The organism is Nonomuraea sp. NPDC005983 (assembly GCF_040614375.1).
GTDB lineage: Bacteria > Actinomycetota > Actinomycetes > Streptosporangiales > Streptosporangiaceae > Nonomuraea.
The window spans coordinates 1-13,180 of record NZ_JBEXUP010000008.1 but is presented as its reverse complement, the minus strand read 5'-3'; the positions used below and the strand labels follow the sequence as shown (position 1 = coordinate 13,180).

General features: G+C 69.1%; 13 protein-coding genes. 7 read left to right on the top strand and 6 right to left on the bottom strand.

What is annotated here, in order from left to right:
- Positions 1-46: 46 nt before the first annotated feature.
- The gene (locus tag ABZ297_RS06320) at positions 47-1,696 is read right to left on the bottom strand and encodes a hypothetical protein (RefSeq protein ID WP_355340267.1); all 1,650 of its coding nucleotides are present in this window, start codon (positions 1,694-1,696) and stop codon (positions 47-49) included.
- A 140-nt stretch (positions 1,697-1,836) separates the two neighbouring features.
- Here ABZ297_RS06320 and ABZ297_RS06315 point away from each other — a divergent pair, with 140 nt between their 5' ends.
- The gene (locus ABZ297_RS06315) at positions 1,837-2,202 is read left to right on the top strand and encodes a hypothetical protein (protein WP_355340264.1); all 366 of its coding nucleotides are present in this window, start codon (positions 1,837-1,839) and stop codon (positions 2,200-2,202) included.
- A gap of 269 nt (positions 2,203-2,471) precedes the next feature.
- On the opposite strand, the gene ABZ297_RS06310 is transcribed toward ABZ297_RS06315, so the two are convergent.
- Complete coding sequence (locus ABZ297_RS06310; RefSeq protein ID WP_355340261.1) at positions 2,472-3,050, bottom strand: TetR/AcrR family transcriptional regulator; 579 nt, start codon at positions 3,048-3,050, stop codon at positions 2,472-2,474.
- 84 nt (positions 3,051-3,134) lie between these two features.
- On the opposite strand from ABZ297_RS06310, the gene ABZ297_RS06305 reads away from it, so the two are divergent.
- Both ABZ297_RS06305 and ABZ297_RS06300 read left to right on the top strand, forming a co-directional pair.
- Positions 3,135-4,016 carry an SDR family oxidoreductase gene (locus ABZ297_RS06305; RefSeq protein ID WP_355340258.1) on the top strand — a complete coding sequence of 294 codons (882 nt, stop codon included), beginning with the start codon at positions 3,135-3,137 and terminating at the stop codon, positions 4,014-4,016.
- A gap of 308 nt (positions 4,017-4,324) precedes the next feature.
- Entirely contained in the window at positions 4,325-5,173 is an 849-nt protein-coding gene (locus tag ABZ297_RS06300; RefSeq protein ID WP_355340255.1) for an NAD(P)H-binding protein, read from the top strand.
- 138 nt (positions 5,174-5,311) lie between these two features.
- On the opposite strand, the gene ABZ297_RS06295 is transcribed toward ABZ297_RS06300, so the two are convergent.
- On the bottom strand, positions 5,312-6,496 hold the full coding sequence (locus tag ABZ297_RS06295; RefSeq protein WP_355340252.1) for a hypothetical protein: 1,185 nt from the start codon (positions 6,494-6,496) through the stop codon (positions 5,312-5,314).
- A 248-nt stretch (positions 6,497-6,744) separates the two neighbouring features.
- Here ABZ297_RS06295 and ABZ297_RS06290 point away from each other — a divergent pair, with 248 nt between their 5' ends.
- Both ABZ297_RS06290 and ABZ297_RS06285 read left to right on the top strand, forming a co-directional pair.
- A complete protein-coding gene (locus ABZ297_RS06290) occupies positions 6,745-6,927 on the top strand; it encodes a plasmid pRiA4b ORF-3 family protein (RefSeq protein ID WP_355340249.1) in 183 nt (60 codons plus the stop codon).
- Positions 6,924-7,289: a hypothetical protein gene (locus ABZ297_RS06285; RefSeq protein ID WP_355340246.1), complete on the top strand. Its 366-nt coding sequence runs from the start codon at positions 6,924-6,926 to the stop codon at positions 7,287-7,289. The genes ABZ297_RS06290 and ABZ297_RS06285 overlap by 4 nt, the downstream gene beginning before the upstream one ends.
- Here ABZ297_RS06285 and ABZ297_RS06280 read toward each other — a convergent pair.
- The gene (locus ABZ297_RS06280) at positions 7,249-7,560 is read right to left on the bottom strand and encodes a hypothetical protein (RefSeq protein WP_355340243.1); all 312 of its coding nucleotides are present in this window, start codon (positions 7,558-7,560) and stop codon (positions 7,249-7,251) included. The two genes, ABZ297_RS06285 and ABZ297_RS06280, sit on opposite strands and share 41 nt — an antisense overlap.
- A gap of 263 nt (positions 7,561-7,823) precedes the next feature.
- Between ABZ297_RS06280 and ABZ297_RS06275 the strand changes: the two genes are divergently transcribed.
- Positions 7,824-8,228, top strand: a complete 405-nt coding sequence (locus tag ABZ297_RS06275) for a hypothetical protein (protein WP_355340241.1) — start codon at positions 7,824-7,826, stop codon at positions 8,226-8,228.
- A gap of 58 nt (positions 8,229-8,286) precedes the next feature.
- Here ABZ297_RS06275 and ABZ297_RS06270 read toward each other — a convergent pair whose 3' ends face one another.
- Positions 8,287-10,269 carry a hypothetical protein gene (locus ABZ297_RS06270; RefSeq protein ID WP_355340238.1) on the bottom strand — a complete coding sequence of 661 codons (1,983 nt, stop codon included), beginning with the start codon at positions 10,267-10,269 and terminating at the stop codon, positions 8,287-8,289.
- A gap of 615 nt (positions 10,270-10,884) precedes the next feature.
- Between ABZ297_RS06270 and ABZ297_RS06265 the strand changes: the two genes are divergently transcribed.
- Complete coding sequence (locus ABZ297_RS06265) at positions 10,885-11,412, top strand: pyridoxamine 5'-phosphate oxidase family protein (protein ID WP_355340235.1); 528 nt, start codon at positions 10,885-10,887, stop codon at positions 11,410-11,412.
- Between the two features lie 143 nt (positions 11,413-11,555).
- On the opposite strand, the gene ABZ297_RS06260 is transcribed toward ABZ297_RS06265, so the two are convergent.
- On the bottom strand, positions 11,556-12,851 hold the full coding sequence (locus ABZ297_RS06260) for a lipase (RefSeq protein ID WP_355340232.1): 1,296 nt from the start codon (positions 12,849-12,851) through the stop codon (positions 11,556-11,558).
- Positions 12,852-13,180: the final 329 nt, after the last annotated feature.

Sequence of the window (13,180 nt, the reverse complement as noted above, 5' to 3'; positions counted from 1 at the left end):
AGTTCCTCAAACGAGGCGTAGCGGGCGAAATCCGCTTGTGCGGTGTTCAGGCGGTTCGGATCGCAATCACGAAACGGGGGGCGAGCGCGTGCTCCCATGCCGTCTGCGGGGTTCGCATGGCTGAGAGCAGCAGGTGCCATTCACCACAGCCCTGCCATGGGTAGCAGTACGCGGCGCCGCCTTTGACAACGCGGGGTCCTGCGCCGCACCGTGGGATCCCGTCGGCGGGGAGGCCGTCATGGCTGGGACGGAACACGTCGGTGCAGGGCTCAGGCTGGAAGCCGAACCCGTACAATCCGAACATGTTCGCGCTGTCGACGCCGAGTGCCTCGGTCGCCTCGAACCATTCGTCGCTGTCGGGGACGCCGGGACCGCGGTAGGTGAGGCGGTGGACGAGACCGCCGCGTGCGAGGTACTCCCACTCGGCTTCGGAGGGGAGCCGTAGCGGTGACCTCTCCAGTTCGTCGGACACCTCGTGCGGTGGTAGCGGCGGGCTCGGCGCCTGCGCGACGACCATCGGGCCCACCTCCACATGTGTCAGCGGCCTCATCAGGTCCAGCTCGTCGAGGAGCGTGTAGTCCTCCTCCCACTCCTCGCGCTGGTCGGCGGCGTGGCGGATCTCGGCCTCCTCCTCAGGTGAGAGGCCGACGTCGACACCGCCGCCGGGCACGAGGCAGAACCGTACGCCCTGGCGCGACAGCACCGCGACCGGCGAGCCGCCGAACGAGCGCAGTCCGATCAGGGAGAACTCCGGCCCCAAGGCGGTGACGACGGCGTCGGTGATCTGCTCCCGGCGCCGCTCGCCGGCCGCCTCCCACGCCGCCATTGATCTCAGTTCCGGTGCCTCCACGAAGATGGCGCGCTCCCACGCACGTTCGGCGAGGGGGCCCAGGTCCGCGGCGCGGCGTTCCTCCGCGCGCTTGTCTCGCAGGTATTGGAGCGCCTTTCGGGCGGCGGGGGTCGGGCGCGGATGGAGCGGACGCGGCGTGCCGCGCGACTCCTCCGCGATGAGCGCCTGCATCCCGTCGCTTCCGGGGGCCTGGTTGATCAACCTCGTACGCGCAGCGGCGACAGCCGGTGTGTCCACCAGGTCCCGGGTGTCCAGCAGCCAGCCGAGCATGTCGGCGGCGAAGTTCATGCGGTCCATCGTCGACAGCACCAGCGCCTCGCGACGCTCCATTGGCAACGCGGCGAGCGCCGCGCGGACCACCGGCAACGGCACGATCGCCTCCACCAGCAGCCGGTCGAAACCCGGATCGAGATCATCGTCGCAGGCCAGGCGGGCCGCCGCGATTGCACCTGCCTGGTCCAGATGCCACCGTCGGGCTCCCGGCGGAACGGGAGCCCTGCCGAGGGCGATCAGGTGTTCACAGACCTCGCGGGGAACCTCGGTGCCTGATACCTCGGCGAACATCCAGGCGAGCATCTCCGTCGTCGGCCCCGGCATGTTGTATGCGAGGGAGACGGCGCGGAGGAAGACCCGCAGGATCTCGGTCGGGGTGAAACCCTCCGCAGTGAGGTCGTCCCGGATGCTCATCCACCGCGCGGTGCTTTCCAGCGTCGCCGGCGCCGGGTCGTACTCGATGAGCGCGGCACCTTCCAGCTCGTCCTCGGAAGGTGTGCCGCTGTGTACGGCGAGAATCACCGGTAGCGCACGCTCGTCGAACGACGAGTCCTCGAACACGCACGACAGCATGACACCACTCCCAACGAAGCGCTGCCGGTCGGCAGACGGCGCCCGGCCCAAGACGTGGATAGCCTTGCACACAGGACCGACACTCACCGTCCGGATGCCTCTGGAGGCCAGTGGCGCTGGGAGAGCGGGATGGGGATATCGTGGCCCTGCTCAAGCGGACCGACTGGAACGGCAACGAGATCTACTACCTCGTATCGGACCTCGTCCGCTATGAGCTGCGGCTCGCGCGGATCCGCGATGAGGTCGCCGAGGTCCGTTCCGCTGTAGAGGCCATGCGTGTGCAGAGCGGGGCGTTCCTGGAGGAGGTCGCCGACTTCCTGGAGCGTGAGGCCCTGCAACTGGAGCGCGTCAACGAGGCCGACGGCCCGGTCGAGCTGGACTCGCGGGACGACACCCGAGAGCAGAGCGGCTACGCCCCCACCAGCGCACGCCGGGCCCTGCTCATCGCCCGTGCTTTCCAACGGCCGCCCACGAGCTCACCAGGCCGTACGCCACGTGCGTCGTAGCAGCCGAGACGCCCACCCAAAGCTATGACGTGCAGAAACAGGCTTGCTAGACGCATACGAACGGAAAATCACGGTAGGAAGGTCGGCTCCACTCCGCTAACGGGACTTTTCGCTCCGATGCTCGTCATGCCCCTACACCCCTCGTTGCGAAAGTCGTTGCGCAACCCGACGTCCTGGAGCGATGTACGGCCACAGCTTCCGGAACGCCTTGTTACTGCTGGACAGCGCTAATGGCCGTCCCTGGGCATCTCAACCCCGGATCTGTCCGATCAGCCCAGCGATGCGCTCACCGTACGCAGCTCGTCCAGGGCCGCCAGGACGTACCCGGCGAGCTCGTCCTTGCCGTCACGGTCGCCCTCGGACCATTCGGCGAACCCGCGCTTGAAGGCGAGGACGCCCAGCTCGCTCGCGAGGGCCGCGGTCGGATCTGGTAGGCCGCGGGCGACCAGGGCGCTCGTCATCGCGGCCGCGAGGCTGACGGTCTTGAGGGCGTCACGCTCTTGAAGCTCAACGCTGGCGGCGACGGCCGCCTTCAGGCGCGGGGCGAGCTCGCGATTCATGGGGCCCATCGCGCTCGACGCGCGTTCAAGACCGGCAGCGACCGCCTCGAGCGGGCTGGCGTCACCAGGCGCCTCAGCGATCCCCTCGCTCAGCAGCCGACTCAGCGTCTCCTGTCCGGCCACCAGCAGCTCGCGCTTGTCGGGGAAGTGCCGGAAGAAGGTGCTCTTGGTGACCCCGGCGCGCTCGGCGATCTGCGCGACCGTCGTGGCGTCGTACCCCTGCTCGGTGAACAGGTCGACTGCCGCCACGACGAGGCGTTCGCGTGCGCCTGGTTCCCACCTACCCATGGGGCCAGCATATGTGATGGGACTCTTGTACCGTCACCCCGGTAGTATGACGGGACAAGAGTCCCATCACTTGGGGAGGTTTCCATGCGCGTCTTCGTCACCGGTGGCACCGGTCTGATCGGGTCCACCGTTGTCGCCGAACTGCTCGGCAACGGCTACACCGTCCTCGCACTCGCCCGTTCCGACGCGTCCGCGCTCGCTGCCGAGGCGGCCGGCGCCGAGCCGCTCCGGGGAGCCCTCGCCGATCTGGACGTCCTTCGTGCCGGCGTCGCTCTGGCCGACGGGGTCATCCACCTGGCATTCGGCAATGACTTCAGCAGCCCCGAGGCCCTCGCGAAGAATGTCGCCGAGGAGAGTGCCGCCCTCGCGACCCTCGGCGAGGAACTCGTCGGCAGCGACCGCCCCTTCGTGACCGTCTCGGGTACGCCCCAGATGCCTGGCCGCGTCTCCACCGAGGCCGACCCGCTGCCGACCGACGGGCCGGTCGGTGGTCGCGCTCGCGCGGTCGCGGCGGTCCTGAGCCTTGCCTCGCGCGGGGTCCGGAGCACGGCCGTACGCCTGCCACGCACGGTCCACAACCAAGGCACGGGCGGGTTCGCCGGCTTGCTGACCGGCATTGCACGCCGGACCGGGGTGTCCGGCTACCCGGGCGACGGCACACAGCGCTGGCCGGCCGTCCACGCGCTCGACGCGGCAGTCCTCTTCCGGCTCGCCCTGGAACAGGCGGAAGCCGGCAGCGTCTGGCACGCCGTGGCCGACGAGGGGGACCGGGTGCGGGACATCGCCGCGGTCATCGGCCGACGGCTGGGCCTGCCGGTCGAGTCGGTGCCGTCACAGACGTACGGCCCTCTCGGCCCGATCTTCGCGAACGACCAGCCCTCGTCCAGCGCCCACACCCGGCAGACCCTCGGCTGGGAGCCGAAGCACCCCAGCCTCCTGGAGGACCTGGAGAACATCCAGCCCTGACCGGCGACCGGAGGCCCGCTTACGGCGCTCGCGCCGACAACGACAGACCCTCACCCCTCACCTACGTCACTCGCGGTCGACCGTTCGGCGCAGCGATGTCCCGCGCCCGTCCACGCCCGGTCAACGCGGCTCCGGCTCTCGACTTGATCCCCACATCATCGCCGACGGCCAAGCCTGCTGACGCCGGACCGTCACCCGCGTGGCAGCAACACGTCCCGCACTGTCGACATGTCCGTGGCGAAAGTGGGTCTCCACGGCATCGCCGGCTGTGCAGCCATTCACGTCCACAACCAACAGGAGGTCCCGTCATGGTGGTAGTTGTCTTCGGCGCTCGCGGTAACGTCGGCCGTCACGTGGCTGATGGCCTGCTGGCCGCCGGTGAGCAGGTCAGAGCAGTCAGCAGGACCCCAGCCGCGGGCTTGACACCCGGGTGGGAAGCAGTCGCCGCCGACCTGGAGCGTCCCGAGACGCTGCCCGCAGCGCTCGACGGTGCCGACAGGGTGTTCCTTTACGGAATGCTCGACCCCCGGAAGCCCTACGACATCGAGAAGGTCGCTGCGGCGGCCACAGCCGCGGGGATCCGGCAGGTGGTTCTGCTCTCGTCGGTATCAGTCCTGAGCCCCGACGCCGACCACCCGGTCCCCCGCCTGAACCGCACGATCGAGCAGGCCATCCAACGGTCCGGCATGGACTGGACGTTCCTCAGGCCGGGGACATTCGCGACCAACACCCGCACCTGGTGGGCCGAATCGATCCGGACGGACAACGTCGTCCGTCTTCCCTATCCGCTCGCACAGTCGGCACCGGTGCACGAGAAGGACATCGCGGCGCTTGCGGTGACCGCCCTGACCGAACCGGGCCACTCGCACCAGGCATACACCATTTACGGAGCCGAGTCCCTGACCCTGCAACGGCAGGTCGAGTACATCGGCGAGGTCCTCGGCCGCCGCATCCGGATCGAACACGTCTCCGACGAGCAGGCTCGCGCGGAAATGGGCAGAACATGGCCTCCGGTCGTGGCCGAGGCAATCGTGAGTCAGTGGGCCGCCGCCAGCGGCGTCCCGGCCCTGACCTCCGTCATCGCCGAAAAGATCACCGGCACGCCGGCGCACACCTACGCCCAGTGGGCCGTCGACCACTGCGACGACTTCCGCTGAGCTCGTCGTTGACCTGCGGTGTCCGGGGTGGACATCCCGGACGCTGGGTCCCGTGCATCCCGTGGTTGAGCAGCATCAGGAACGCCTCGAACGACTGGCCCGTGACCCTGGCCAGAGGCCCGGCACCGGCCGTGACGTTCACTCACAGCCGCCCTGCTTGACAGGAACGACCTTCTCGCGGGCCGCCCGGTACGGCGTGGTCCCGAGGTAGCCGCCGACCACCACGTCCCCGCCCGGGACCAGCCCGGTGTCGCGAACTCGAATCCTTGCCTCGTCGAACCGGCCGGTCTGCCGGGCGGCGCCGGTCATGATGTCTATCGCGAAGGTGTCGCTGACGGTGGTGTCGTCCGGCCGCCGGCGTGTGACGCCCACGAGCACCTCTCGTGGGCTCAACCACCCGATCCCCCATCCTTGGGTGACATCTCCTGGCAGCTTGGGGGTGACCACCGAGAGGTTCTTCCCGGTACGGACGTCGACGGTGACCAGCTTGTCCGGGCTGATGTCGTTGCCGCACGCGGCGATGTTCCTGGCGGCAAGGACGAATGCGACACCGTCCTGGGCGATGAACCCGCTCAGGGTGCGCGGGTCGTGGAGCTGCGTTGCGGTGATGTGGCGGAGGGGGCCGCCAGTGGTCTGCAGGCCGACCCCGGCGTCCGTCGCGACCTCCGTGGTGACCCGGGGGCCGGTGTCGTCCACGTCGATCACCCCCGGCCCGTCCTCGCGGGTCTGCCCTGTCGCGACCCTGGCGAGCACCTCGCTCTCCTCTTCTTCGTCCTCGAGCGTGAGGTTGGAGATCACCAGCCATGCCCCCTTGCCCAGGAAGTCCAGGCTGGGGGCGCGGACTTCTTGCGCGATGTCCCAGGTGAAGGCGTACCGCATCGGGGTGATAGCGCCGCTGGCGAGCTCGCGCACGACCAACTGCCCGTCGCTCGCCTGGAAGTAGGCGATGCGCAGACCGTCCGGGCTGATCGCCAGCGGGGCCGTGTCACCGCCCTGACCGTCGGTCTCGTAGTCGCCGAGCGCCTCGGGGAGGTACCACTGGCCGCCGTCACGGGACAGCAGGCGCCAGTGCCCGCACGCGCCCGCCGTCCCGCCCGCGGCCTCAATGCCGCAGGTATAGGCGTAGGTGGCCGGGCCGACCCCGGAGCGCGGGAGCGCGCGCAGGCCCGGAGGAGTCTCGGCGACCGCCGTGGGCGCCTTGGCGACGGCGGCCTGCGAGGCTCGCGCCGGTTTCGGCGGCGATCCCCCTGCAACGGTTGAGGAGCAACCCGCCACCAGCGTCGCCCCGGTGAACAGCACCATGATCTTCCCCCATCGCGTCATGCTCTGTTAGACCGCGCCGGGAGGTCCGCAGATCAGCCCGCCTTGTCACGCGTACGTCACGATTGTCCGGTCGTGCCGGCACCCGAAGCCGGTGGTGAGCGGGTGCTCAGCACGGCGGCTACCCGCCGGTAACGGCGCAGTGCACCGATCATCCGGCGTAGATGGCCAACCGGGGACTCTCCTGACCTGCGCGGTGCGCCACTACCGTGGCGCCCATCGCCGCCTTGCACACCGAGGGAAGGGCCGCCATGGGCACAGCGGGCACCATCTACCAGCTGAAGGTCACCTTGCGCGGGGTTCACCCGCCGATCTGGCGGCGCGTCCACGTGCCGTCGACCGCGACCCTGGAGCAGCTGCACGAGGTGATCCAGGTCGCGATGGGCTGGGAGCAGCACCATCTGCACGTGTTCGGCAAGGGCGACCAGGAGTGACGCACAACCCGCGACACCGGACGTTCGCCGGCGTCATCGGTGCCCGACAGACGCTCGACACGCTGTCGGCCCCGGCCCGTGGCGGGTACGCGCCCGGCACGCTCGTCGCCATGGCCGACGGCGTGGGCGGCGTGGTGACCGAGGTGCAGATGGACGGAGACATCGACCGCGCCGCCGTGGCGCTGCTGCGCAAGCTCAAGCCCGAGATCCAGACCGAGTTCCTGGCCGGCCCCGAGTTCCGGCAGCTCCCGGACGCCGAACGCCGGCGGCTGTATGAGATCGACGCTGAGCTGTCGCAGACCGGCCGATCCGGCGGCGAGCTCAGTACCACTCGCCGAAGTCCCAGGTGCTGCCCTCAGTGATCCCGGCACGGGCCTGGATGTTGTCGGCGTACAGCATGGGGCTGATCCACGCCGACCCCACGCCCGTCAGGTGCCCATAGTCGTTCATGGGGTAGTCGAGGGTGCAGCCGTTGCACGGCTTACGCTGGATGCCGATCAGGAACCAGCCCGTCTCCGGGCCTTCGATGACCTGGACGACGCGGGCCCAGTTGCTCTTGCAACGCGGTGACCACCAGAGCTGGATCCTCGACAACCCCTTGGTGTCAAACCATGAGATGAACGGATATCCCACGCTCTGGCCCACCTGGTGCGAACCGGGCAGGCAGCTGGCGCCGCCGTTTCCGCAACGCCGGGCAGCGCCACCATGAAGCCGATGACGGCAAGCCGGAGCTTGCGCATCCCGAGCGAGCCCGCCGCCACCCCCACTGAGAGAGTGAGGAGTACCTGTCGACCGCACGGGTCGTCAACCCCAACACCCGCCGGGCCTACGCCTCTGCGATCGACTGCAGCCCACATAGCCGCGCGCGGCCACCTTTGTGACGTAAGGTCCCGGGTGTGGACACAACAGCCCTGGTACCCCGCGTCCTCGTGATCGGCCTTGACCCGTATCGGGTTCCCGGGCCCTGGGACCCGAAGCCGGTAGCGGACGCAATCGAGGTCGGGATGGCTCGATTCGCCGAGCACGGCGTCGGCGTCGAGACCTGCCTGTTCGGCCTCGACGGCAGCGACGACGTGGAAACGATCGTCAGCCATACCCTGCGCGCGCGGCCCTGGGAATGCGTCGTCATCGGCGGCGGCGTACGGAAATCCGAAGATCAGCTTGAGTTGTTCGAGCAGGTCATCAACCTGGTACGACGACACGCTCCCAACGCGGCGATCGCGTTCAACAGCACCCCGACGGATACCTTCGACGCAGCCGCCCGCTGGATCGACATTCCCAGATCGAGCAGTTCCGGCTGAGGGGTGCCGTCGCGGTCAGGTCGACTCGAGTGATCGCGGCCAGCACCGCGTCTCAGGGCTATTGGCGGGAGAGTGCGCGAGTGAGGCCCGCCAGGATGGTCGTGGCAAGGATCCATCCCGCAGTGATCATCGCGGCGGCGAGCCACTGGTGGAAGCCGTGCGGGCCGAAGGCGGTCTCCTGTCCGAAGCTGATGATCGGCAGGAGCAGGTCCAGGGTGTAGAGGAAGGCGTTGAAGGGAGGCGCCTCGCCTGGCTTGAAGGCCGGCGGCTGATCGACGGTGAAATCGACCGTGCCAATGAGGAGAAGAGCTGCGAGCCAGAGCGCGGCACGGAACGGCCGGTAGCCATACCCAACGGTCCAGTCCTGCAGGTGCCCCCACAGCCGTGCCCCGAGCTGTTGCCGCGTCCGGCGGCGACGCTGTTTGGCCAGCAGCACGTCCCGGGCGGCTGCATCGTGACCATGATTGCGGTAGACGGTGGCCAGCTGCTCATACGGTTGGGGCTGGTAGGCCTCCTTGGCCAGCCAGTCAAGACGCTCCTGGACTGGCAGGGGGGTCTCCAGGCTGTCGTAGGTGAAGCCATTCATCAGCAGGTGAGCAGGCCACCGGCTGGGAACGTCATCGAGCACGCCGACTCGGGTGTGGCGAAGGTCGGCGGCGCGGAGCAGTACGGTCTGTGGCCCGATCTTCAGCGCAGCCGCCTCGACGCCACGTAGGTGAAGGTCACCGTCGAGGGTGGTCTCCTCGAAGCACAGTGTGGCGGCGATCCGGGAATCCCTGATCGAGAGGGCTCCCTTGGCCGTGAAGCCTTCGCAGCAGTCGACGCCACCGCCCGCGATCACCTCCCACAGGGCCAGAGCCCGCCCCTCGGGATTGCTGAGGGCAGCACCGTGAAACTGCACGCTACCCTCGACTTTGGCGTTGATGAGCACGATCTCTCCGTCGGCGCTGAAGCCTTCGCTGCAGCTGAGCCTGCCGGTGACCCCCAGCCGCCGCAGTGAGAGCGCCGTCGCACCTGGGTTGGACAGCCTCCCGCCGTCGACGTTGACCGATCCGCGGACCTGCGTCGAGTCCAGGAAGACCTCTCCGGTCGCCACGAAGCCCGGTGTGGCTTGCAGTCCGCTGCCGAGCTCCATCAGCGGCGCGTTCAGCGCGCGTCCTCCCGGATTGACAAGGGTCGCGCGAGCGACCGAGAGCGAACCAGTCACGTGGGCTCCGCGTAGAAGGACTTCGCCTTCGGCGGCGAAGCCCTCATTGAGGAACAGCCCACCCTGGACGGTGAGTCTTTCCGCGTTCAGGGCGACGCCGTCGGGGTTGGAGAGCCGAGCTCCGCTGAACGCGCACCGGCGTCCCACCCTGGCATCCTGCAGGCTCAGCTCGCCGTAGGACAGGAAGCCGTGACCACATGTCAACCCGCCGTCGATGATGACGCCCTCGGCGGTGAGGCCGTAGCGGCCTGACCGCCCGACCTGCCCGCCATCGAGGGTCATCGTCCCGCCGATCCTGGCGCCCGCGATGCGCAACTCACCGTCGATGACGGCGTTCGCGCACAGAAGATCCCGGTCAACGGTCAGGCCGTCGGCATGGACGGCTACATCTGCATGTATCGCCGTGCCGCGGAGATCCAGCGTCCCGGACACGTGCGCTCCACCGAGCTGAACCGGGCCGTCCATCAGGCACCCTTCCAGGCGCAGGCCCCCGCCGACCACGGCGTCGGCGGCCTGCAGCCCGGGTAACCGGGACGCCGCGAGGTCGATCAGGCCGGCGCGGGCTCCGGTGAAGACCGGCGCTTGCTCGAAATCGCACTCAGTCAAGATCAGAGGGTGCTGAACCTCCGCGTACGACAGGTCCAGCCGACCGGTGATCCTGGCTCCGGACAGATGCACGCCGGGCGTCTGCCCCGGAAGGCGTTCCCGGGCGCCGAGCAGCAGTCTTGCGATGATCTCGGCCCGAACGGGGGCACCGGGAAGAGCTACAGGACGCGCTGCGGGAAAGGCCTCCCAGAGGGCGAGTTCCGGCTCGAAAAGATCATCGATGACCACAAGGCACTCCCGGAACGTCGCACGCGTCGGTAAGGAGATGCTCCAAGGTCACCACCTGCTTCGCAACCGTCATATCCCGATCGTCCTTGTGTGGCAGCGCGCATGACGATTCCGGAAGAGGGGCTCAGCGGCCTCCCCGGACGCTGGTTCGCGCATACATGCTCCAGCCGCGAGTTCTCCCGCTCCCCGTCGGGTCCAGCACCGGCACGGGTGACACCGGCCATGGGTTGCCGCGCCTTCGGGGCCGACTCCTGGTCCTCCAGGATGCGGTCGCGGATGTACTCGCGTTCCATTCCCGACAACGCGGCCGGCACAGTGAGCACGATCCCTGCACGTCGCCGGTGAGGAACTCGAGGCCGACGTCGGCCGCCTTCGGCTGCTCGGCCAGCGGGGCCAGGTCCAGGCCGCTTGTGCTCGTGGACCACCAACGTGCGCTATTGCAGAGCGTTACTTTGGAGCGGTGGCACGGGGAAGGTGACCAGTTGCTCGGGGCCACGGTCCGCAAGACTAGTGAGGAAATACGACACAAGGTGTCGGGTTTTGCACCGAGGATGGGTCCACTGGTCGGCGTCGATGACGGACGTGGACCGGTCTTACGGATAGATAAGGATCCCAATGCGCGAAACGCCAGAAGAGCTCAAAGAGCTCCAGGCCCTCCTTGAAGCCTCCCTCTCCCGCTCCACCTCGCACCTCCGCTCGATCGTCACCGAGCGCACCCTGACCGCGGAGCAACTCACCCAGGTCCTCACCGGCATGTGCACTCTCGCCCTGTCCAGTGTGACGGCGAAGGGCGAGCCGCGGATCAGCGGTGTGGACGGGCATTTCCTGCACGGCAAGTGGCATTTCGGCACGGCGCGCGGCGCCGCCAAGGCCCGCCACCTCGCCGCCCGTCCGGCCGCCAGCGTCGCGCACATGCGCGGGGAGGACCTGGGCGTGTTCACGCACGGCACGGTGGAGATCCTCAACCCCCAGGACGGCGAGTCCGCTCCAGACTGGCCAGACCTGCTCGCGTACTTCAAGGACTTCTACGGCGACGGCGCCTTCGACTGGGACAACGACGTGGTCTACTACCGGCTGCATCCGCACTGGATGGCCGTCTACGCCCCCGATATCGCGAAGCTCACAGCGGTGTCCCGGTCCTGATCCCCGGCACAGGCACTCGCGGGTCCGTGCCCCGTACCTCCGGGCCCGCACCTGATTCCGGCCGGGTGGCGACGTGGGGTCGCGACGATGGTGCGGGGCTCCCGGTTGCGAGCCACCTGACCGGAGAGCCGGGGACCACGGGGTCAGGGGATGAGGGAGACCTCGGGAAAGCGGGTGTCGGGGGCGTCGAACAGGTGGGTCGGCTTGCCTCGCAGGTGCAGGTCGAAGAAGGCTCCGATATAGACGCGCTGGGCCGCCACCGAACGGCCGGGATCGATCGTGCCCACGTAGTCCGCGAGCGGCACCGTGGGGAGCTTGGCCGCGATCTGCGGCAGCAGCGGTTGCAGGTCGGTGAACGAGCCGTGGGCCGCGCCCTTGAAGCGCAGTTCCCGCTTCCACCCGGTCGAGGCCCGCCAGAACGACTTCCAGCTCGGCTCGCTGTCACGCGTGTGGGTCTCGGCCGCCAGTTGCAGGAACGGCCTGGTCGCACCGCGTGTGGCCACCGGCCCGACATAGGCGCCGTCGAGGTTGACGCCCACGTCCACGCGGGGGTCGTCGCGGGTCAGCTGCGCGGCGACCGACCCGCCCAGCGACTGTCCCAGCACCCCCACCCGCGAGGCGTCGGGCGCGCCGAGCATCCCCTCGGGCAGCTTGCCGCCGATCGGGCGGCCGTGGGCCAGGGCGGTGACCTGGTCCAGGACGTGGCGCATGTCCGCCAAGCGCGCCCGCGCGTGCTTGGCCAGCAGCTTGGCGATGACCTTCGGCGTCAGCTTCGCGGGCAGCGGCAGGGCGCGAACCAGGCGTCGGCCGGGAAACTCCACCTGGTCGGCCTCGTAGGTGTGGTCGACGGTGACGACAAGGTAGCCGCGCGAGGCCAGGTCCTCGACCAGGGTGGTGCCCAGCGTACGCGGGCCGCCGTCCCCCGAACCGAACAGCACCACCGGCAGCTTGCCCGCACGCGGCTCGACCGGCGCGCCCACGCGGGCATGGGTGCGCGTGGCGGCCCAGGCGACGGCGCCCTTGGCGATGCCCAGGGGTGGCGCCGAGTGCCGATCCCAGTCGGCGGCGGCCAGCGGCGCCATGTGCGGCGCGAGCGGCCCGCCGCCCGCCGCCGGGTACCACAGGCTGATCATCAGTTCCCGGTACGGCTTGGCCGCCACCAGCGGATCGGGCCGCGAGCGGTCGACCAGCCGCATGACTACGGTCCCCACCGGATACGGGCCGCCGGGCGCGGGCAGGCTCACTCCGATTGGACTCCCGGCGTCGGCGTCGGCATCGGCGCCGGCCGTGGGCAGGGAGACCGCCAGCACCAGCACGGCCAGCCCCGCGACCTTGCCCGCGGCTTTCGAGACGGCGGTCGCCGGGCGTTTGGAGACAGCGGACGAACCGCTGGCCTTGGCCCCCATGGCCAGATCCGTGTTTTTCATGACAAAGGACATGCGAAAGCTCCTCAACCGGAAAGGATGTCCGACGAGGCTGGCAGCCCGGCACGCCTGCGGGCCAGCGGCGAAAGTCGCACGCCCGCATGCAACTTTCGGATGACGGTCATCCCGGGGGAGGAGCGGAAGCGAACTCGCAGGACAACTAGGGTGAAGTGCATGGACCCAGCCGACCGTCTGGCGGCCCGCCTTACCGCGCTGGGCCGATGGTCGACCGTGCCCGCCGACGCGCTGCTGGCTCAGGGCCGGTTTCGAGGGTTTCTCGCAGACAGGGTCTAGGCGCTAGACCGCTGGTAGATCGCGGATTCGGGGTCTAGGAGACCCTCTAG

Excerpts from the sequence above, each read along its gene's own strand:
- ABZ297_RS06305 (WP_355340258.1), top strand. The coding sequence starts at position 3,135 with ATGCGCGTCTTCGTCACCGGTGGCACCGGTCTGATCGGGTCCACCGTT.
- ABZ297_RS06265 (WP_355340235.1), top strand. The coding sequence starts at position 10,885 with ATGCGCGAAACGCCAGAAGAGCTCAAAGAGCTCCAGGCCCTCCTTGAA.
- ABZ297_RS06295 (WP_355340252.1), bottom strand. The coding sequence starts at position 6,496 with ATGACGCGATGGGGGAAGATCATGGTGCTGTTCACCGGGGCGACGCTG.
- ABZ297_RS06260 (WP_355340232.1), bottom strand. The coding sequence starts at position 12,851 with ATGTCCTTTGTCATGAAAAACACGGATCTGGCCATGGGGGCCAAGGCC.
- ABZ297_RS06310 (WP_355340261.1), bottom strand. The coding sequence starts at position 3,050 with ATGGGTAGGTGGGAACCAGGCGCACGCGAACGCCTCGTCGTGGCGGCA.
- ABZ297_RS06290 (WP_355340249.1), top strand. The coding sequence starts at position 6,745 with ATGGGCACAGCGGGCACCATCTACCAGCTGAAGGTCACCTTGCGCGGG.
- ABZ297_RS06320 (WP_355340267.1), bottom strand. The coding sequence starts at position 1,696 with ATGCTGTCGTGCGTGTTCGAGGACTCGTCGTTCGACGAGCGTGCGCTA.
- ABZ297_RS06300 (WP_355340255.1), top strand. The coding sequence starts at position 4,325 with ATGGTGGTAGTTGTCTTCGGCGCTCGCGGTAACGTCGGCCGTCACGTG.